The sequence below is a fragment of the Brevibacterium sp. 2SA genome (assembly GCF_005502845.1).
GTDB lineage: Bacteria > Actinomycetota > Actinomycetes > Actinomycetales > Brevibacteriaceae > Brevibacterium.
Genome location: NZ_SCMW01000023.1, coordinates 1 through 19,396, shown reverse-complemented (window position 1 = coordinate 19,396; position 19,396 = coordinate 1). Strand labels below are relative to the sequence as shown.

Annotated in this window: 19 protein-coding genes; 6 read left to right on the top strand and 13 right to left on the bottom strand. The window is 69.1% G+C overall.

Annotated elements, in window-relative coordinates:
* Window positions 1-17 precede the first annotated feature (17 nt).
* Both ispF and FFS20_RS09870 read left to right on the top strand, forming a co-directional pair.
* The gene (ispF, locus tag FFS20_RS09875; RefSeq protein WP_137825678.1) at window positions 18-497 is read left to right on the top strand and encodes a 2-C-methyl-D-erythritol 2,4-cyclodiphosphate synthase; all 480 of its coding nucleotides are present in this window, start codon (window positions 18-20) and stop codon (window positions 495-497) included.
* Window positions 494-1,561, top strand: a complete 1,068-nt coding sequence (locus tag FFS20_RS09870) for a hypothetical protein (RefSeq protein WP_137825677.1) — start codon at window positions 494-496, stop codon at window positions 1,559-1,561. Before ispF ends, FFS20_RS09870 begins: the two co-directional genes overlap by 4 nt.
* A gap of 60 nt (window positions 1,562-1,621) precedes the next feature.
* On the opposite strand, the gene FFS20_RS09865 is transcribed toward FFS20_RS09870, so the two are convergent.
* The 8 genes from FFS20_RS09865 to FFS20_RS09835 all read right to left on the bottom strand — a co-directional run bounded on the left by FFS20_RS09865 (window position 1,622) and on the right by FFS20_RS09835 (window position 8,400).
* Window positions 1,622-1,915, bottom strand: a complete 294-nt coding sequence (locus FFS20_RS09865; RefSeq protein ID WP_249356779.1) for a transcriptional regulator — start codon at window positions 1,913-1,915, stop codon at window positions 1,622-1,624.
* A complete protein-coding gene (locus FFS20_RS18340; protein WP_249356778.1) occupies window positions 1,908-2,396 on the bottom strand; it encodes a hypothetical protein in 489 nt (162 codons plus the stop codon). Before FFS20_RS18340 ends, FFS20_RS09865 begins: the two co-directional genes overlap by 8 nt.
* A gap of 144 nt (window positions 2,397-2,540) precedes the next feature.
* Entirely contained in the window at window positions 2,541-3,965 is a 1,425-nt protein-coding gene (locus tag FFS20_RS09860) for an amino acid permease (protein WP_249356777.1), read from the bottom strand.
* A gap of 171 nt (window positions 3,966-4,136) precedes the next feature.
* Window positions 4,137-4,502 carry a VOC family protein gene (locus FFS20_RS09855; RefSeq protein ID WP_137825675.1) on the bottom strand — a complete coding sequence of 122 codons (366 nt, stop codon included), beginning with the start codon at window positions 4,500-4,502 and terminating at the stop codon, window positions 4,137-4,139.
* A 187-nt stretch (window positions 4,503-4,689) separates the two neighbouring features.
* A complete protein-coding gene (locus tag FFS20_RS09850; RefSeq protein WP_137825674.1) occupies window positions 4,690-5,361 on the bottom strand; it encodes an MBL fold metallo-hydrolase in 672 nt (223 codons plus the stop codon).
* Window positions 5,361-6,452 (bottom strand): S-(hydroxymethyl)mycothiol dehydrogenase, encoded by a 1,092-nt coding sequence (locus FFS20_RS09845; protein WP_137825673.1) that lies wholly within the window; start codon window positions 6,450-6,452, stop codon window positions 5,361-5,363. Before FFS20_RS09845 ends, FFS20_RS09850 begins: the two co-directional genes overlap by 1 nt.
* A gap of 248 nt (window positions 6,453-6,700) precedes the next feature.
* Window positions 6,701-6,811 (bottom strand): methionine/alanine import family NSS transporter small subunit, encoded by a 111-nt coding sequence (locus FFS20_RS09840; protein WP_137825672.1) that lies wholly within the window; start codon window positions 6,809-6,811, stop codon window positions 6,701-6,703.
* A complete protein-coding gene (locus FFS20_RS09835; protein ID WP_137825671.1) occupies window positions 6,811-8,400 on the bottom strand; it encodes a sodium-dependent transporter in 1,590 nt (529 codons plus the stop codon). Before FFS20_RS09835 ends, FFS20_RS09840 begins: the two co-directional genes overlap by 1 nt.
* Window positions 8,401-8,588: 188 nt before the next feature.
* On the opposite strand from FFS20_RS09835, the gene cysS reads away from it, so the two are divergent.
* Window positions 8,589-10,040, top strand: coding sequence for a cysteine--tRNA ligase (gene cysS / locus FFS20_RS09830; protein WP_137825670.1), 1,452 nt, complete (start codon window positions 8,589-8,591; stop codon window positions 10,038-10,040).
* A gap of 65 nt (window positions 10,041-10,105) precedes the next feature.
* Window positions 10,106-11,047, top strand: coding sequence for a 23S rRNA (guanosine(2251)-2'-O)-methyltransferase RlmB (gene rlmB / locus FFS20_RS09825; protein ID WP_137825669.1), 942 nt, complete (start codon window positions 10,106-10,108; stop codon window positions 11,045-11,047).
* 34 nt (window positions 11,048-11,081) lie between these two features.
* Here the strand turns inward: rlmB and FFS20_RS09820 are convergent, their stop codons facing one another.
* From FFS20_RS09820 to FFS20_RS09805, 4 genes are all read right to left on the bottom strand, one after another.
* Complete coding sequence (locus FFS20_RS09820; RefSeq protein WP_137825668.1) at window positions 11,082-12,566, bottom strand: amino acid permease; 1,485 nt, start codon at window positions 12,564-12,566, stop codon at window positions 11,082-11,084.
* Between the two features lie 269 nt (window positions 12,567-12,835).
* A complete protein-coding gene (locus FFS20_RS09815; RefSeq protein ID WP_249356776.1) occupies window positions 12,836-13,681 on the bottom strand; it encodes an SDR family NAD(P)-dependent oxidoreductase in 846 nt (281 codons plus the stop codon).
* Between the two features lie 161 nt (window positions 13,682-13,842).
* The gene (locus tag FFS20_RS09810; protein ID WP_137825667.1) at window positions 13,843-15,141 is read right to left on the bottom strand and encodes a DUF4032 domain-containing protein; all 1,299 of its coding nucleotides are present in this window, start codon (window positions 15,139-15,141) and stop codon (window positions 13,843-13,845) included.
* A gap of 3 nt (window positions 15,142-15,144) precedes the next feature.
* The gene (locus FFS20_RS09805) at window positions 15,145-15,852 is read right to left on the bottom strand and encodes an ABC transporter ATP-binding protein (protein ID WP_249356775.1); all 708 of its coding nucleotides are present in this window, start codon (window positions 15,850-15,852) and stop codon (window positions 15,145-15,147) included.
* Window positions 15,853-16,258: 406 nt separating this feature from the next.
* On the opposite strand from FFS20_RS09805, the gene FFS20_RS09800 reads away from it, so the two are divergent.
* Window positions 16,259-17,239, top strand: a complete 981-nt coding sequence (locus tag FFS20_RS09800) for a LacI family DNA-binding transcriptional regulator (protein ID WP_137825666.1) — start codon at window positions 16,259-16,261, stop codon at window positions 17,237-17,239.
* On the top strand, window positions 17,236-18,333 hold the full coding sequence (locus tag FFS20_RS09795) for a LacI family DNA-binding transcriptional regulator (RefSeq protein ID WP_137825665.1): 1,098 nt from the start codon (window positions 17,236-17,238) through the stop codon (window positions 18,331-18,333). The genes FFS20_RS09800 and FFS20_RS09795 overlap by 4 nt, the downstream gene beginning before the upstream one ends.
* Here the strand turns inward: FFS20_RS09795 and FFS20_RS09790 are convergent.
* Window positions 18,281-19,291, bottom strand: coding sequence for a trehalose-phosphatase (locus tag FFS20_RS09790; RefSeq protein WP_137825664.1), 1,011 nt, complete (start codon window positions 19,289-19,291; stop codon window positions 18,281-18,283). The genes FFS20_RS09795 and FFS20_RS09790 overlap by 53 nt on opposite strands.
* Window positions 19,292-19,396: the final 105 nt, after the last annotated feature.

Here is a 19,396-nt window from a genome sequence, read left to right as displayed (position 1 = left end):
CGATTAGGAGCCCCGCGATGACCATTCCCCGGACCGGAATCGGTGTCGATGTCCATGCGTTCGCCGACGACCCCGACCGTGAACTCTGGGTCGCGGGCCTCCTGTGGCCGGGTGAGCGTGGGCTCGACGGCCATTCGGACTCCGATGTCGCCGCGCACGCCTGCTGTGATGCGCTCTTCTCCGCTTCCGGCATCGGCGACCTCGGCGCGCACTTCGGCGTCGATCGCCCGGAATTCGCCGGGGCGTCCGGAGTGAGTCTCCTCGCCGAGGCGGGCCGACTCGTCCGCGCCGCCGGGTTCGAGATCGGCAACATCGCCGTCCAGGTCATCGGGAACCGTCCGAAGATCGGCAAGCGGCGCAGCGAGGCGCAGGAAGCGCTGTCCGCTGCGGCCGGGGCCGAGGTGTCCGTGTCGGGGACGACGACGGATGCGCTCGGGCTCACGGGCCGCGGCGAAGGCGTGGCCGCGATCGCGAATGCGCTGGTGTACCGGCCATGAGGATCCTCTTCCAAGGTGCGGGTGCCGTCGGCATCGCGGGTGCCGCACTGCTCGGTCGTCGGCACGAGACGGTCGTCGTCACCCGAACCCCGCTCGAGCGACCGCGGGCAGCCTACCCGCGGCGGGTGCGGTGGCTGGATGCGCCCACCGATTCGGACACCGATGAACCCGGCTGGAGTGTCACCGACGTCGCCGCGACGAGGCGGGTGACGATCACCGATTGGGCCGGCATCGACGATGCGGGAGGATTCCGGATCGCGTCGGCCGACGATGACCCGGTCGCCTCGGGACCCCTCGGGTCCGGAGTCTCGGTGGCGCGGGCCCGCGCCGCTGCGCAACACGGGAAGCGCACGCGCAGCCGTGTGCCGACGACGTGGGATCTCGTCGTCCTCACCACCCGGCCGGGTGATCTCGACGCGGCGGTCGCCTCGGCGATCAGGGCCGTCGCCCCGCGGTGGCTGGCGATCACAAGCCAGGTCGGCGGGGATGTCGGCGTCGCGAAGGGGCTCTTTCCCGGCGCCGAGGTCGTCGTGTTCTCCCCAGCGTTCCTCTCCGAACGACTCGCCCCCTCACCGGACATCGAGCCTGGTCATGAAGTGCGGTTCTGGTCACCGTTCGGGGCACCGGTCTTCCTCGCCGCCGGTCCGAAGCATCCGCTGCGTGCCCTGGCGCGTGAGCTCGGTCCGACTGTCGTCACCGTGCCGCTCGACCTCCTCATCTCCTCACCGACCCTCTTCATCCCGTACGTCGCGCAGCTGAGTGCCGGGGGAGGGGAGTGGGAGCGGCTGCTCGATCATCTGCGGCTGCCGAGCGATGCCGCCGCCGAGGCGGTCCGTGCCGTCACCGGGGTCCCGGTGCCGGTCGTGCCGGCGGTCGCTCGCGCGGTGCTCGAGGCCGCCGACCGGATTTCGCCGATCCCGATGCGCGAGTATGCCGGTCGCCATTTCGCCAGGCACGAGGGCCAGACGCTCGCGATGCTCGACGGGTGGATCAGCGCAGCCCGCGAACACGAGGCATTGAGCGCACTGGCCGCTGAGCTGCGGACGCACACCGGCGGGCGCTGAGAACTCAGCGTCCGCCGGGCAGAGGCCGCAGGGTCACTCCAGTCGAGTCGGGCGACGCCATCAGTCGTCGGCGTCGATGATGCGGCGCAGCGCGGCGAGGTGGGATCTGTAGGCGGCGAGGCCCGCCGGTGTCAGTGACAGCCACTGCCGCGAGCGGCCGAGCCGGACGATGCTCGTCTCGTCGACGTAGCCCGCGTCGATGAGCTGTGACAGGTGCTTGCTCAGCGCCGATTTGGAGATGTCGAGGCGAGACTGGATCTCGGCGAATTCGATGCCCTTCGCCTGCGACAGCATTGCGCAGATGCGCAAGCGGATCGGGGCGTGGATGAGCGGATTGAATTCGGCGTCAGGCACTGCGGTGTCCTTTGCGCTTCGGCCAGCGCTTCTCGGCTGCGTCGAGGAGGACCGGGAGGAGGCAGAGAACGCCGGCGATGATCGACCAGACGCCGGACACGGTGTTTCTGTCATTGCCGAGCAGTGCCGCCACCACGGATGTCCCGCCGACAAGCAGCATCGCAATGCAGGCAATGGTGAGGAGGACCTTCCACCGGATCCTGACGAACCGATACCCCTTCGGGTGCCACACATACCTCACGAGAAGAACGATCTGGATGATCATGGCAGTGGTGAGCGCGATGACCGCGCCGACGGTGATCGCTGAATCGGGTGGTGGTGCGAGGTTGGTCCAGGCGAAGCCGAAGCTCAGGGTTGCGCCGTACACGAGCAGCCACTTGGGGATGTGTCCGGAGGAGGTCTTCCTTTCCTCCCGGCGCGCAGCGAGGAGTGCTCGGCGCGCCTCTTCTCGGTCGTGGTCTGAGACCTGTTGTGTTTCCATAGAGGAAACTCTACCTCAATGTTTCCATGATGGAAACACAAGAGTCGGTCCCTGCACCGCACTGACTGCGCGGTGCAGGGACCGACTCGAGGACCACCTCGGCGAGGATGCCGACGGACGCCGATTCTGACGGCAGGGTTCGGGTCACACCTCGGCGGCGATGCCCTTCGCCCGGTTGCGGCGGGTCACGGCGATGCCGATGAGGTAGAGGGCGACGGTGAAGATGAGCGTGCCGATGATCTGGGTGCGGACCGATTCGACGGTGAGGCCGAGGATGATGATGACGGCGATGCCGGCCAGGGCCGCGTACGTCAGCCAGGGGAACAGCCACATCTTCAGCGGCAGCGGGGTGCCGGCGGCCTCGGCGCGGCGGCGGAGGATGAGCTGCGAGACGAGGGTGGCGACCCACGTGACGATGAGCGTCGAGCCGACGATCTGGAGGAGGATGCCGAGCACCTCGGCGGCCCAGAAGTAGTTGAGGGCGACGGCGATGAAGCCGAAGACAGACGTCGCGAGGACTGCGGCGACGGGCACGCCGCGCCGGTTCGTGCGGCCGAGGCCGGACGGCAGCATCGAGCGGCGGGCCATCGAGAACGACATCCGGGAGGCGCCGTAGATGTTCGCGTTCATCGACGACAGCAGCGCGATGACGATGACGGCGGCGAGGAGGGAGGCGATGAACGGCAGTCCCGCGGTGTCGAGGACGGCGACGAACGGCGAGTCGGCGAGGCGGGGGTCGGTCCAGTCGAGGACGAGGACGATGATCGCGACCGAGCCGATGTAGAGGAAGAGGATGCGCCAGACGATCGTCTTGATCGCCTTCGACACCGAGCGGCTGGGGTCGGAGGTCTCGGCGGCGGCGACCGCGACGATCTCGATGCCACCGAAGGCGAACGCGACGACGAGGAGTCCGGCGGCGACACCGGGGATGCCGGTGGGCATGAAGCCGTCGGCGAAGATCTCGGTCGGGGGAGCCGCCGGGGTCCAGCCGAGCAGGTAGGCGATGCCGAGGACGACGAAGAGGGCGACGAACGCGACCTTGATGAGGGAGAACCAGAACTCGAACTCACCGAAGCTGCCGGAGGTCGTGAGGTTGATCGCGGTGAAGACGATCATGATGATGAGCGCGAGCACCCACTGCGGAACCGATGGCAGGTAGCCGGCGACGATCTGCGCGGCGGCGGTCGCCTCGGCGGCGACGACGAGGCACAGCTGCACCCACCACAGGGCACCGACGGCGAACGCGGCGGCCGGGCCCATGGCCTTGCCGGCGTAGTGGGAGAACGCACCGGGGTTGGGATCGGCGGCGACGAGTTCGCCGAGCGCCCGCATGACGAAGATGACGATGAGGCCGGCGACGACGTAGGACACGAGGACCGCGGGCCCAGCGGCCTGGACTCCCGCCCCGGAGCCGACGAAGAGGCCGGCGCCGATCGCCGAGCCGAGGCTCATCATGACGAGGTGGCGGGGCCGCATTCCGGCCTTGAGGCCGGAGCCGTCGGGGGTGGACTGGGGGCTGGCTTTGGCGGAGTCGGCGGTCACTGGCGACTGCGAATGTGAATCAGGCACCAGAGCAGTCTAACGGGCGCAGGGTGATGCCCGTCTCACGGGGTGGGGTGCGACACGGTGATCCGTCGTTGTGGTGTAGGGGTGCAGGGCTCGGTCGTCGCGGGCTGCATGCGCGACTCGGTCGTCGCGGACGTCAGGTGGGGCTCAGTCGTCCTGGAGGTCAGGCGGGACTCAGTCGTCCTGGAGGTAGACGAGGCCGTTGCCGTCGGGGTCGGTGAACGAGAACATCGGCGGGACGCCCGGCCAGCGCAGCACCTCGTCGTTGTGGATCGTCACACCGGCGGCCGAGATGCGTTCGTGCGCCTCCTCGGCGTCGGGTGTCTCGAGGCGGATGGCGACGGGGATCTGACTGCCCTGCGGGATGAGGACGATCGCGATGTCCGACCCCGGTGGTGCCACCTCGACGATGCGGTTGCCGGGCATCGGCTCACCGTCGTAGGTCACCGAGCATCCGAGGACGTCGGTGTAGAAGCGGGTTGCCTCGTCGAGGTCGCTGACGGGGACGGAGACGCTGATGATTCTGCTCGTCTTGGCCATGAGACCAGTGTGGTCGACGCGCCGCGCGGTGTATAGGGGTGTGAGGGCGGGACTGCCCTGTGCGGGGTGGGCGTGCCGGAGGCTGAATGCCGAAGCGCCGCGACACCGGGTGAGCGGTGTCGCGGCGCCTCGGCAGCCGGGCGGAGTCTGCAGACACTGCGTCTTCAGGCGCTCCGGTGCAGGACCCTCAGTGCCCCCGCTTGATCCATTCTTCGAGGCTCGGCTTCTCCGCCTCGATCGACGTCGACTCGCCGTGGCCGGTGAGGACGATCGTCGGATCGGGCAGAGTGAAGAGCCGATCCCTGATCGACTCGATGATCGTCTCGAAACTCGAATGCGAGCGACCCGTCGCTCCGGGACCGCCGTTGAAGAGCGTGTCCCCGGAGAAGAGCACCGGCCCGACCGCAGACCCCGCCCCCGCCGAGGCGGGAACCGGCAGCCCGGTCTCGATGAAGAAGCTCGTCGATCCGGGGGAGTGACCCGGCGTGTGCAGTGCCCTGATCGTCACCCCGCCGACCCGCCACGTGTCGCCATCGGCGATCTGCCCCTCGGGACGGTAGCCCTCGTAGGTCATGTCCCAGAGCACGTAGTCATCCGGGTTGAGGTAGATCGTCGGATTGCCCACCCGGCTCGCGAAGTCACGGACGACGCCGACATGGTCGTCATGACCGTGCGTGAGGAGGATGGCCTTGACCTCTCTCGGTCCGACCGCCTCGGCGATGGCATCGACATCATGGGCGGGGTCGATGACGATGACCTCCGACTGATCCCCGACGATCCACACGTTGTTGTCGACATCCCAGGTCCCGCCGTCGAGCGAGAACGTCCCGGACGTCACGACATGATCGATCCCAGCCATCAGACCTCCACCACCGATCGCAGCACGGTTCCCTCTTCCATCTTCGCGAACGCCGCCTCGACGTCGCCGATGCCGATCCGCTCGGTGACGAACTTCTCGAGCGGCAGGCGCTTCTGCTCATAGAGGTCGACGAGCATCGGGAAGTCGCGTTCGGGCAGGCAGTCGCCGTACCACGAGGACTTGAGGCTGCCGCCGCGACCGAACACGTCGAGCAGCGGCACGGTCAGCTCCATCTCCGGGGTCGGCACGCCGACGAGGACGACGGTGCCGGCGAGATCGCGCCCGTAGAACGCCTGCCGCCACGTCTGCGGCCGACCGACCGCATCGATGACGACGTCGGCGCCGAAGCCGTTCGTCCGCTCCTGGATCGCGGCGACGACTTCGTCCTCGCTCATCCCCTTCGTGTTCACGGTCTCCGTGGCGCCGAGCTCCTTCGCCCACTCGAGCTTCCGGTCGTCGATGTCGAGGGCGATGATCGTGCCCGATCCGGCGAGGTAGGACCCGGCGATCGCCGCGCAGCCGACGCCGCCGCAGCCGATGACCGCGACCGACTTGCCGCGTGTGACCCCGCCGGTGTTGATCGCCGCGCCGATGCCGGCCATGACTCCGCAGCCGAGCAGACCGACGACCGCCGGATCCGACTCATCGACCTTCGTGCACTGGCCGGCGGCGACGAGCGTCTTCTCCGCGAACGACCCGATCCCCAGGGCCGGAGTGAGCTCGGTGCCGTCGGTGAGTGTCATCTTCTGTTCGGCGTTGTGTGTGTTGAAGCAGTACCACGGCTCCCCGCGCTTGCACGCGCGGCACTCGCCGCACACGGCGCGCCAGTTGAGGATGACGAAATCGCCGACCTCGACATTCGTCACCCCCTCGCCGATCTCCGAGACGACGCCGGCCGACTCGTGCCCGAGGAGGAACGGGAAGTCATCGCTGATCCCGCCCTCGCGGTAGTGGAGGTCCGTGTGGCAGACCCCGCACGACTGGACGTCGACGACGACCTCACCGGGGCCGGGATCGGGAATGACGATGTCGGTGAGCTCGACCGGTGCGCCCTTGCTGCGCGCGATGACGCCCTTGACAGTCTGTGGCATTGCGCCTCCTAGAGGTGATCGGTGCGCGACCGCGGCGGCTGCGCGCCGATGGGGTTCGTACGCTGTCCACCCTAACCACGTCACGCAGCCGCCGACCAGCGCGTCCGCATCGTGTGACGTCCGTCCGGCCTCCGTGGGATCAGGATGGACGGGACGTCCTCGCCGAGGTGGGGCGACGTCAGCGCGCATGCGCAGCGGGGCGCCTCCCGAGGATGGGAGACGCCCCGCTGGCGCTGATCAGGTGGTGATCAGTCGACGTCGGTGTCCGGATGCTTGCGCAGGTGCACGATCGCGGCGATGAGGCCGCCCCAGACCGTGACCATCGCGATGATCATCATGATGATGGCTGACGGTTCCATCAGTTCCCTCCTCGGGTGGTCTCATCGGCGGCATGCCGACCGGTGTGGTGGCCCTTCTGCTCCTCGGCGACGGAATCGGCGATCGCCGCGTCCGCCTCTTCGAGCGTCTTCCTCGGCCACTTGATGAGCGAGAGGACGATCGCGACGACGATGAGCAGCGCGATCATGCCCCAGCCGAAGACGCCGATGATGAGTGCAGGGTATTCCTCGTAGCCCTCGGTGGCATAGGTGATGATCTGGGTGATGAGCATGTACGCGAGCACCAGAGCGGTGACACCGCCGAGGATGATCATCCAGAACCAGCCCACCTTGAAGCTCGAGATCGCATTGAGGTGGTCGCGCAGCACGGGCAGCTTGCGGGCGAACCAGCCGACGACGATGAGGCCGACGACGGCTGCGCCGACGATGCCGATGTTGTTGGCGAAGGCATCCATCGTGTCGAGCACGTAGAGCGCGGTGACGGTCGACATGAGCAGGATCGAGATGATCGCCATGCCACCGCCGACGAGGAGGATCGAGGCCTTGTTGCCGATCCCGAACTTCTCACGCAGCGCCTGGATCGGCACCTGGACGATCGAGATGAGCGAGGTGAGGCCGGCGAAGACGAGGCACGCGAAGAACGCGAAGCCGAAGAGCCCGCCACCGGGCATCTCGGAGATCAGCGTCGGGAACGCGACGAACGCCAGCCCGATGCCGCTGGTCGCGACGTCCGAGACCTGCGAGCCCGACGCCGCGGCCATGAATCCGAGCGCGGCGAAGACGCCGATGCCGGCGAGGATCTCGAAGCCCGAGTTCGAGAACGCGACGACGAGGCCGGAGCCGGTGAGGTTCGTCTTCCGCCTGAGGTACGACGCGTACGTGATCATGATGCCGAACGCGATCGACAGTGAGAAGAAGATCTGCCCGTAGGCGGCGATCCACACCGTCGGGTCGGCGAGTGCCGAGAAGTCCGGGGTGAACAGCGCATTGAGTCCCTCGGCCGCACCGGGCAGGAACAGCGCGCGGATGACGAGCGCGAGGAAGAGGATGATGAGCAGCGGGATGAAGATCTTCGAGAAGCGGGCGATGCCTGCCTGAACGCCGCCGAGGAGCACAGCGAGGGTGATCACCCAGACGACGATGACGAGGATGAGGATCATCGGCACGAACTCGAACGAGACCCCCGGATCGCCCATCTGGAGGAAGCTGCCGAAGAAGTAGGTCTCCGCGTCATCGCCCCACGCCTGGTTGAGTGAGAAGAACATGTACGCGCCGGCCCAGCCGATGATCGCGGCGTAGTAGATGCCGATGACGACGGCCACACCGGTCTGGAACCAGCCGATCGGCTCTGCGACCTTCGTCGCCATGCGGAACGCCAGCGGCGCCGAGCCGCGGGAACGGTGACCCATCGCGTAGTCGAAGAAGAGCAGCGGGATGCCCGCCGTCAGCAGCGCGACGAGGTAAGGGATGATGAAGGCGCCGCCGCCGTTCTCATACGTGACATACGGGAAGCGCCAGATGTTGCCGAGGCCGACTGCCGATCCGATGGCCGCGAAGATGAACGCGCCGCGGGTGGCGAAGACCTCCCTCTGGGGTGTGGTGGTAGACATGATGACCTTTCGTAGTTCACCGCCAGGAGGCGTCGATGCCCCCTGATTGCGGATGATCGACCTCCAGCTTACTGGGAGTTGCTTGTGAGTGGTGGCGCACATCACGTGTCCCGGGTCACAATTCGGCACCGAATGGTCTCGGTTCGGGAGCGAGCCGCATCGGCGTCATCCCCGGTAGACTTGGGCGGGTGACTATCGCCTTGTACAACACCGCCACCCGCACGACCGAAGATCTCCGGCCCGTCACTGACGGCCATGTCGGGATCTATGCGTGTGGTGCCACGGTGCAGGGCGAACCGCACATCGGGCACCTGCGGTCCGCGTCGGTCTTCGACGTGCTCCGCCGCTGGCTGCTCTACCGCGGCTACGACGTCACCCTCATCCGCAACGTCACGGACATCGACGACAAGATCCTCTCGAAGTCCGTCGAGGAGGGACGGCCCTGGTTCGCCCACGCCTACCTCTACGAGCGCGCCTTCACCGCCGCCTACGACGCCCTCGACGTCCTCCCGCCGAGCTACGAACCGCGGGCGACCGGCCACATCACGGAGATGCACGAGCTCATCAGCCGCCTCATCGATGCCGGTCACGCCTACACCGCGCTCGACGACAGTGGCGACGTCTACTTCTCGACGACCTCGTGGCCCGACTACGGGGAGCTGACGAACCAGCGGCTGACGGACATGGAGCCGGCCGAGGACTCGGACATGCGCGGGAAGAAGGACCCCCGGGACTTCGCGCTGTGGAAGGCGCACAAGCCCGGCGAGCCCGAGACCGCGTCGTGGCCGTCCCCGTGGGGACGCGGCCGGCCGGGCTGGCACATCGAGTGCTCGGCGATGTCGACGAAGTACCTCGGGTCGCACTTCGACATCCACGGCGGCGGGCTCGACCTGCGCTTCCCGCACCACGAGAACGAACTCGCCCAGTCCCGCGCCGCCGGTGACGAGTTCGCGAACATCTGGATGCACTCGGGACTGCTCAACGTCGGCGGGGACAAGATGTCGAAGTCGCTCGGCAACTCCGTCTTCGCCTCCGACCTCTTCGCCCGCTTCAGCCCGCTCGCGGTGCGCTACTTCCTCACGAGCGCGAGCTACCGCTCCGTGCTCGAGTACTCACCCGAGGCGATGGAGCGCCAGGCCGCGTCGCTCGAGCGGCTCTCGAACTTCCTCGACCGGGCCCGGCAGGCGCTCGGGGACGAGGCGCCGCCGCTGCCGAACGTCGCAGCCTCCTACGCCGACCGCATCATCGACGTCCCCGTCGACTTCGCCGCCGCCCTCGACGACGACCTCGGCGTGCCCCGTGCGCTGTCTGTCGTCTTCGCCCGCGTCACCGAGGGCGCGAAGCTCCTCGACGCCGGCTCCGACAAGCCGGACCTGGCCCGGATCGTCGCCGAGGTGGAGCTCATGCTCGACATCCTCGGCGTCAATCCCAGCGCCGAGGTGTGGGGCAGTGCCGACGGCAGCGCACCGGCCGTGGCCGCCCTCGATGCACTCGTCGGCGACCTCGCGACCAAGCGGATCGCGGCGAAGGCGGAGAAGGACTACGCACAGGCCGACGCGATCCGCGATCAGCTCGCCGCCGCCGGTGTCGCGATCGAGGACACGACCGACGGTTACCGTTACCATCTCAAGAACAGCTGAGACCGCGGACGCGCCCGGGCAGACCCGGGCACCGCACCCAGCACCGACGAACCAAGAGGACTGACATGGCTTCCAACCCACGCTCCGGCGGGTCGAAGAAGAAGGGCCCGCCCAAGGGATCCGGCGGCAAGCACCGCCGCAGCCTGCAGGGCAAGGGGCCCACGCCCAAGGCCGAGGACCGCGTCTACCACAAGGCGCACAAGGCCGCGCAGGCGAAGCGGGCCGCCAACGCCTCGGCGCAGGCGAAGCGGAAGAAGAAGGAGCTCGGGCCGAACATGGTCGCCGGGCGCAACTCCGTCGTCGAAGCCCTCCGTGAGGAGGTGCCGGCGACCGCGCTCTACGTGGCCAGCCGCATCGACTCCGACGACCGGGTCAAGGAGGCGATCAAGCTCGCCTCGGCCCGCGGCATCTCGATGCTCGAGGCCAGCCGGTCCGACCTCGATCGGCTCACCGACGATGCGATCCACCAGGGCATCGCCCTGCAGATCCCCCCGTATGACTACGCCGATCCCCGAGATCTCCTCGAGTTCGCCGCCGATCGGGGCGAGGCTCCGCTCATCGTCGCCCTCGACGGCATCACGGATCCGCGCAACCTCGGCGCGATCGTCCGCTCTGTCGCGGCCTTCGGCGGGCACGGGGTAATCATCCCCGAACGCCGCGCGGCATCGATGACCGCGGCGGCCTGGAAGACCTCGGCCGGGGCCGCCTCGCGGATCAAGGTCGCGCAGGTCGTCAACCTCGCCCGTGCGATCGACGAGCTGAAGAAGCAGGGCGTCTTCGTCGTCGGCCTCGACATGGACGGCGACGTCGACCTGCCCGAGCTCACCTTCAGCAACGACCCGCTGTGCATCGTCGTCGGCTCCGAGGGCAAGGGGCTCTCCCGCCTCATCGCCGACAAGTGCGACCAGATCGTCTCGATCCCGATCGCCGCGACGACCGAATCGCTCAACGCCGGCATCGCCGCAGCCGTGAGTCTCTACGAGGTCGCCCGCGCCCGTCGGGGGTGAGCGGTTTCAGTCACCGGTCCGGGCGCTGAGCGCCTCAGGCGTTGAGGCTCGTGCGGTAGTCCTGCTCGCTCATCGCACCGACGCGGGAGTGGCGGCGGCTGTAGCCGAAGTAGATGAGCGCCCCGACGAGCATCCAGATGCCGAAGACCGCCCAGGTCACGCCGCCGAGGTTGAGCATGAGGAACGCACACGCGAGCGCGCCGAGCACGGGGATCGTGTACCCCAGCGGCGCTTTGAAGGTCCTCTCGAGCTCCGGCTTCGTCGCGCGCAGGTAGATGACGGCGACGTTGACGAGGCAGAACGCGAAGAGCGTGCCGATGCTCGTGGCGTTCGCGAGCTCGCCGAGCGGGATGAGCGCCGCGGTGATCGCGACGAGGGTGCCGGTGACGAGCGTGCCGACGAGCGGGGTGCCGGTGCGCGGGGAGACGACACCGAAGAGGCGCGGGACCATGCCGTCGCGCGACATCGTCAGCAGGATGCGCGACTGTCCGTAGAGGACGGTGATGACGACGGAGAAGATCGCGAGCACCGAGGAGGCGGCGAAGAGGAAGACCGCGAAGTTCGACTGGGTGATCTCGTGGACGATCTGGACGAGCGGCGCCGTCGACGTCTCGAACCACTCCCACTCGCGGGCACCGATCGCGGTGACGGCGACGAGGACGTACATCGTCGTGACGATGACCATCGAGAGGATGATCGCCCGCGGCAGATCCCGCTTCGGGTTCTTCGCCTCCTCACCGGCGGTCGAGGCGGCGTCGAAGCCGATGTAGGAGAAGAAGACGACCGAGGCCGCCGCCGTGACTCCGGCCGCGCCCATCGGCAGCAGCGGTTCGAAGTTGCCGGCCTGGAACGCGGTGAACGCGACGATCGAGAAGAAGACGAGGATGCCGATCTTGACGAACACGATGATCGTGTTGACGATGCCGGACTCCTTCGCCCCGCGCATGAGCAGGATCGTGGCAAGGGCGACGACGATGAGGGCGGAGAGGTTGATGACCCCGCCGGGCTGTTCGGGGCCCGAGGCGAGCGCCGGGGGCAGCTCGAGTCCGAAGATCCGCAGCGTCTCGTTGACGTAGTCGGCCGCGCCGACGGCGACCGCGGCGACGGAGACGGCGTATTCGAGGACGAGGCACCATCCGCAGACCCAGGCCACGCCCTCACCGAGGGTCGCGTACGTGTACGAGTAGCTCGACCCCGAGACGGGCACCATGCCCGCCATCTCCGCATAGCTGACGGCCGAGAGCAGGGCCGTGACGCCGGCGAGGATGAACGCGATCCACACTCCGGGTCCGGCGATCGGCACGGCCTCGCCGAGGATGACGAGGATGCCGGTGCCGAGCGTCGCGCCGACGCTGATCATCGTCAGCTGGAAGACACCGAAGGTGCGCCGCAGCTCCTTCGAGTTCGCATCCTCGGTGTCCTTGATCATGCTCGTGATCGACTTGCGTCGTCCCAATTGGCGGACGATTCCTGTGCCCTGCCCCGACGGTGGGGCAGGCGTGTGCTGCGGAGAACTCATTGAGCCATTGTCACATGTCGTTCACAGGCCGCTGACACCGAGGTTTGACCGTGATCAGGGTGAACCGCCTCACACCTGGGACGACGCCCGCAGTGACCGTGCACGATGAGGTTCAGATCACATTCGCCGAGGCGGCTGGGCCGATCCGCTCATGCGGGACGGTGGTTCGTGGAGAGTGATGCAGCGGGTCGTCCTGGGGTGCTCGCCCACGGTGGCGATGTGGGCAGAGACAGGCAGGGTGGCTGTGCGGGGGTGATCGTGCAGGCCGCTCACACGTCGGGGGTGAACCGACCGTCGTGGGCCATCCACCCGCCGTCGACGAGCTGGGAGGTGCCGGTGACGTACGAGGACGCGTCGGAGGCGAGGAAGAGGACCGGCCCGGCGATCTCGTGGAGGCGTCCCCACCGGCCCAGTGCCGTCTTGTCGGCGTAGGCCTCCCACCACGCCTCGTCGGCTTTGATCTGCTGGGTCAGGGGAGTGTCGAAGGGGCCGGGGAGGATCGCATTGACCCGCACGCCGTCGGGCCCGAGCTCGCTCGCGAGGGTCTTCGTCAGTTGGACGACCCCGGCCTTCGCCGCCGCGTAGAGGCCCTGGCCCGGTTCGACGGTGAGCGCCCTGAACGACGCGTAGGTGACGATCGACCCGCGTCCGCGCTGCGCCATCTGCGCACCGAACCCGCGCATCAGCCGGTACGTGCCCTTGAGGTTGATGTCGATGACCCGATCGAACTCGTCGTCGGTCGTCGCCGTCAGGCGTTTGCGGACGTTGGCCCCGGGGGTGATGACGAGGATCTCGGCGTCGGGGTGAGCGGTGAGGAGGGCGTCGACGGAGACCGGGTCGGTGATGTCGACGACGGCCGCCTCGGCGCTGCCGCCCGCACCGTCATGTCGGCCCATGCCGGTGCGCTCGGTGATGAGGCGGACCGTCTCGGCGGCGCCCTCGGGGCTGAGGTCGGCGGCGATGACGCGGGCGCCGGCGTCGGCGAGGCCGAGAGCGCTCGCCTGCCCGAGCCCGGACCCGGCGCCGACGACGACGGCGGTGCGCCCGCCGAGGTCGAACAGGGAGGGGATCGACGGGTTGGCCGCGTTCGTCGGCATGGTGGGGTCCGGGGTCATCGGAGGTCCTTTCCGTCCGGCATCGTCGCCGGTCAGGGTGCGGTGGTGCGCGCCCGCGAACGCGTGGTGCCTGCCTGCGGGTGCCGTTGCGCTCACCCTAGTTCACCTCACCGAGGTTCGCCCTGCTGTCCGCGTCACTGCCGCCGCGTCCGCGGGGCACCTCACCGCGGCGGGGGCTGGACGTACCGGGATTCGTCGGGCAGCTTCGCGAGATCGTCCATGATGAAGTACGCGATCGCCTCCCGCAGCGGGATGTCGCGCTGCCGGGCGTGGGCCATGACCCGCCGGTGCTCGGCGAACTCGTAGAAGATCTGCCCGGGTTCGAGCTTGTTCATCAGGCTCTCGGGGATCGCCCCGAAGAGCGGCTTGTAGACCTCGTCGAGCCAGATCCGCGCGGCCTCCTCCTCGCTCAGCTCCGCAGGGTGCTCACCCGAACCGTGCGCACCCCCGGTGAACCCGGGAGCCGTCCGGTACGAGTCGAGGTCGTTGAGCATCGCCCGCGCCTGGTTCTCGTTCGCCCCGATCCCCGTCAGCCGCAGCAGGCGCCGCGAATGGTGGTTGGGTTCGACGACCTTCGGTTCGACGAGGAGGCTGACCCCGTCGAGGTCCGTCGTCACCGTGAGCTCGCCGAGGTCGAACCCGAGATCGTTGAGCCGGCGGATCCGCTCGTCGATGCGCCACCGTTCGTTGACGGAGAACTCCTCGACGCGGGTGAGTTCGGCCCACAGGCCGTTGTACGCCTCGTAGAGGCGGTCACCGGCGGCGAGGGGATCGACCGAGGCCTCGATGAGCCCGGCGGCCTGGAGGTCGAGGAAGTCCCCGGCGATGTTCGTCCTAGCGATCCGCAGATCCATCTCCCGCTGCCCGTCGGAGAGGCGGTCGTGGAGTTCTCCGGTCTCGGCATCGACGACGTACGCGGCATAGGCATCGGCATCCCGGCGGAAGAGCGTGTTCGACAGGGAGACATCGCCCCAGTAGAACCCGACGAGGTGGAGCCGGGCGAGCAGTACGGCGAGCGCGTCGACGAGGCGACCGGCCGTGTCCTCGGCCAGCGACCGGGAGAACAGCGCCCGGTACGGCAGGGAGAAGTCGAGGTGCGAGGTGACGAGCGCCCCGGGCAGGGACTCGCCGTCGGGGGTGCGGCGGCCGGTGATGTAGGCCCGCGGTTCGACGCTGGGCACGTCGAGGTTCTCGAGCACGCCGAGGATGTCGAACTCGCGCAGCGCCTGTCGGTCCTCGGTCTCCTTGATCGCGAGCACCTCGGCGCCGTTCTCGATGAACCGGACGATGTGCCGGGAGATGCCGCGCGGGATCCCGCCGATGATGTCGGCCGGCCAGTCTTCGAGCGGGAGCTCCCAGGGCAGGCCGGCCAGCGCCGCCTGGTCGGTCGGGTCGATGGCGTGGATGAGCGGGCCGGTCTCGGTCGGGGGAGCGGCCGGTGCGGGCGGGGAGCCGGCCACGGCTCAGACCTCCGGGTCGGCAGCCGAGGCGACGAGCGCCTCGGCGACTTCCGGCTTCTCCACGCCGATGAGCCGACCGCGGTCGAGGAAGGCGATGCGGTCGCCGAGGACCTTCGCGTCCTCGAGGTTCGACGTCGCGTAGAGCGTCGTCAGCCCGAAGTCCTGCTGGAGGTCCTTGATGAGGCGGATCGTGTCGGCCTGGTGCTCGGGTACGAGGTTGACGACGGGTTCGTCCATGATGAGGACCTTCGGCTGGCGCACGACCGCGCGGGCCAGGGCGATCGTCTGCCGCTGGAGCGGGGAGAGATCACCGGGAACGGCGTCGAGGAGGTCGCGCAGCCCGATCGTCGCGGCCACGGATTCGACGCGGGCGGCGATCTCCTCGGCGGGCAGGCCGTCGACGCGGAGAGCGAACCCGAGGTTGTCGCGCACGCTCATGTGCGGGTAGAGGGCGTAGGACTCGAGCGCCAGCGTGACATCGCGGTCGTTGACCGCCGCGTGCGTGACATCGACGCCGTCGATGAGGATCGTGCCCGATTTCGGCGCCTCGAGTCCGTGGAGCATCCGCAGGATCGTCGACTTGCCCGACCCGGACGGGCCGTAGAGGACGAGGAACTCGCCGTCGTCGATGAAGAGATTGAACGGATGGACCGAGGGCGACACGGTGTTCTCATACACATGGCTGAGACCGTTCAACGACACTGTTGACATGCCAACTCCTTCTCCATCGATCGTGAGCAGATGATCGCCGGTACCCCGGCGGAGTTGCCCAACACCCCTCATCCTATGCGGTGCGCGCAGGGCGACGATAGGAAATTCGACACGGCGTAGAGTGATTCTCAGCACTGTGACAGGCCCCGCCCTCCCGCCTGAGGACGGGCTGAACGCGACCAGGTGCCTTGCCGCAAGTCAGGTGTCCTGCCGGGGAATCAGACGGACGGCCGTGCGATGAGGGTTGGTCCCCGCGCCGAGGTGGGGCCCGGGTGTCCCAGCCACCGTCTCTCGGGTGCGGGGCGGGGCACCCCCTGCACGGATCCGGGCACGTCTCCCGTGACGGTCGGCAGAGCCGTGACCGCGCAGTTCCCGGTGGGCGGGCCACTGACCGTACACTCGCGGTATGAGGGTCACGCTGGAGGAGGTCGCCGCCCGGGCGGGAGTGTCGCTGGCGACGGTCTCACGGGTCATCGGGCGCCGCGGCACCGTCTCAGCGACGACGCGCACCGCCGTCCTCGAGGCGATGGACGCCCTCGGCTACACCCGTTCGACGCTGCTGCCCGAGGCGCCGCGGCGGCTCGTGGCCGTCGGCGCGCCCGGCAACCCCGAGTACTGGCAGACCCAGGTGTGCACCCGAGTCGCCACCGCCCTGCAGGACCGGGGCCTGCTCATCACCCGGCCGCCGGTGGAGACAGAGTCGGCCCCGCTCGACCTCGCGATCGCCGCCGGTGCCGTCGCCCTCGTCACCCCGACACTGACCTCACTGGAGACGACGGTCCCCTGCATCCGCGTCGACGAGCAGTCGGCCGGCGGTGGGGAGAACGCGAGCGGCGACATCATCGCCGCCCGCCTCGACCTCGGCGGGGGAATGACGACCGCGTTCGAGCATCTGCGGGCGATCGGCCACCGCCGCATCGGACTGATCTGCAACGACACCGGCGAACTCGCCGCGCAGCTGATCAAGCGGTTCCTTGCCGAACATCCCGCCCGCTCCTTCGGTCTGCCGCTCGAGGACTGGATCGCCCCGGTGCCGAAGTCGTTCTCGGGCGGGTCGCGGGCGGTCCTCGAACTCAAGGATGCGACGTGCACGGCCGTCATCGTCCAATCGGCCCTCCAACTCCACGGGGCGCTCCACGGGCTGCGCAACCGGCACCTCCAGGTGCCGCGCGACATGTCGCTCGTCGGCTTCGGGGACTCCCCGACGATGAAGTTCACCGGCCCACCGGCCACCGTGCTCGGCATCGACGTCGACGGTCTCTCCACCGCCCTCATCGACGCCACCCTGAGCACGCTCAAGCTCACCGATGCGCCGCTGCCGTCGGTGCCTCCCGTCTTCCGTCCCCGCCTCCTGGCGAGGGGCTCGACCGCGGCGGCCCGACAGTGAGCGCCGGTCAGTCCCGGCAAGTCCGCCTCGCCGACATCGCCGACCTCGCCGGAGTCTCGAAGGCCACGGTCTCCCGGGCCCTGCGCGACCCGCAGGCCGTCTCCGGGTCCTCCCTGGCCGCGGTGCGCCAGGCGCTCGCGGTCCTCGGCGTCGAGGTCCCGGCGGCCGAGTCCGCCGCGGTGCCCCTCATCGCGCTCGTGCGTCCCGCCGCCCCGGCCGGCAACGTCGACCCGTACACGCATCTCTTCGAGATCCTCACCAATCGGATGTTCGCCCAGGGCATCGCCGTCGTCCACGTCGAAGCCGAGGCCGAGCGCCTCGACCAGCTCACCGAATCCCTGCTCGGACCGCGCCCCGACGACTCCGGGCCGGAGGCTGCGCAGACCTCCGGGTCGGCGGCGAACGGCGCCGCGCAGGCGGCGGGCCCGCAGATCGCCGGGGCGATCGTCCTCGGCGGGGGCGCGGCCGGAGCGCTCGCGGCCCGCCTCTCCACGCGGGGACTGCCGCTCATCCGCGTCTCGAACGCCCGCCACGGCGACGGACTCTCACGGATCATCCTCGACGCCACCGACGGCATCGCCACCGCCGTCCAGCATCTCGTCCACCTCGGACATCGGCGGATCGGGCTCGCGGTGCTCCGAGACACCGCGGCGGCCGCGCGCATCGCGGGATTCCGGAAGTCGATGGCCGCGGTCCTCCACATCCCCGCGACCCGCGACCAGGCACCCGTCGTCGAAGCCGCAGGCGGGCCGATGGCCGGAGTGGCCGCCGCCGAGGAGCTCCTCGACATCGGCTGCACCGCCGTCATCGCGTGTGCCCCGTCCCTGTCGTTCGGCATCCTCGAGGCGGCCGCGCGGGCCCGACTCGATGTGCCTCGCGACCTCTCCCTGCTCACGGTCGGCGACATGCCCGATGCCGACGTCATCGCCCCGCCCCTGTCCCAGGTCAGCTACGACTGGGAGACGGTCGCGGCGTCAGCCCTCGACGAGGTGCTCGCGATGATCGCGAATCCCGGCACTGCGGCGCGGGTCGACTACTCGGTCACTCCTGATCTCGTCCTGCGGGCGAGTGCGGTTCCCCCGCAGCGGCGGTGAACCCGCGCCGCTGCTCGGCGAGCCGGGTGAGCAGCGCGGCGACGGCGTCGGGATCGGCGACGCGGAACTCGGCCTGCGTCGGCGCCTCCCCGACCTTGATGCCCACCCCGGTGAGCTCGTCGTCCATGTCGGCGAGTTCCGCGAAGGCGTCCTCGTCGGTGATGTCGTCACCGAGGTAGAGCGCGGCCGTCGGGTCGACGGCGCCGACGAGGGCGCGGATGCCGGTGCCCTTCGTCGCCTGGCTCACGGCGAGTTCGGTGATGTCGTGGCCTTCGATGACGCGGATGCCCCCGTGCTCGGACTGGACGGACACGACGTGCTTGCGCAGCTCCTTCGCCAGCCCCGGCGCCATGCCCCGGGTGTGGACGGTCCGCGAGTACGGCTTGTACTCGATGCGCAGGTCGAAGCCGTCGCGGTCGCTGACCCGGGCGAGCTCGGTGAGGTGGTCATCGATCGCGGCGAGCAGAGCGGTCTCGTCGCTGGTCAGAGCGCTCGCCTCCGCGGCCCGCTGCTCAGCCGCCGCCTCGTCGTCGCTGTCCTCGGCATTGGCGATGCTCACCTCGGCGGCGGACGTCTCCGCCGGAGTCGCGCCCGCCTCGTCGGAGGAGTCGTCACCGCCGTCGCCGAGGTCGATCTCCGCTCCGTGGGAGCCGACGATCATCGTCTCCGGCGGGGGAGAGGCGAGCCTGCGCAGCGTCTCGACGTCACGACCGGAGACGAGGGCGAGCTGGGTGCGCGGCAGTCCGGCGAGCTCGGCGATCGCCGCCGCCGAGGCGGGCACCACCCGGCTCCGGGACGGATCGTCCTGCAGGGGGGCGAGCACCCCGTCGAAGTCGAGGGCGACGAGGAGGACGTCCGCCTCGGCGAGCGGGCGCAGATCGATCTCGCCGGGATCGACGAGCGGGGGCACGAGTGGATCGGAAACGGCAGGCGGCATCGAGGTCGAGTCCGAGGTCACGGGGTCTCCTAAGTCGCGGAACGGGATTCAGGGGCGGGCGGCTGCGGTTCGGCGCTCGACGCCGGCGCGGCGGGACGGGCCGGCGATGCCGGCGACGTCGAGGCC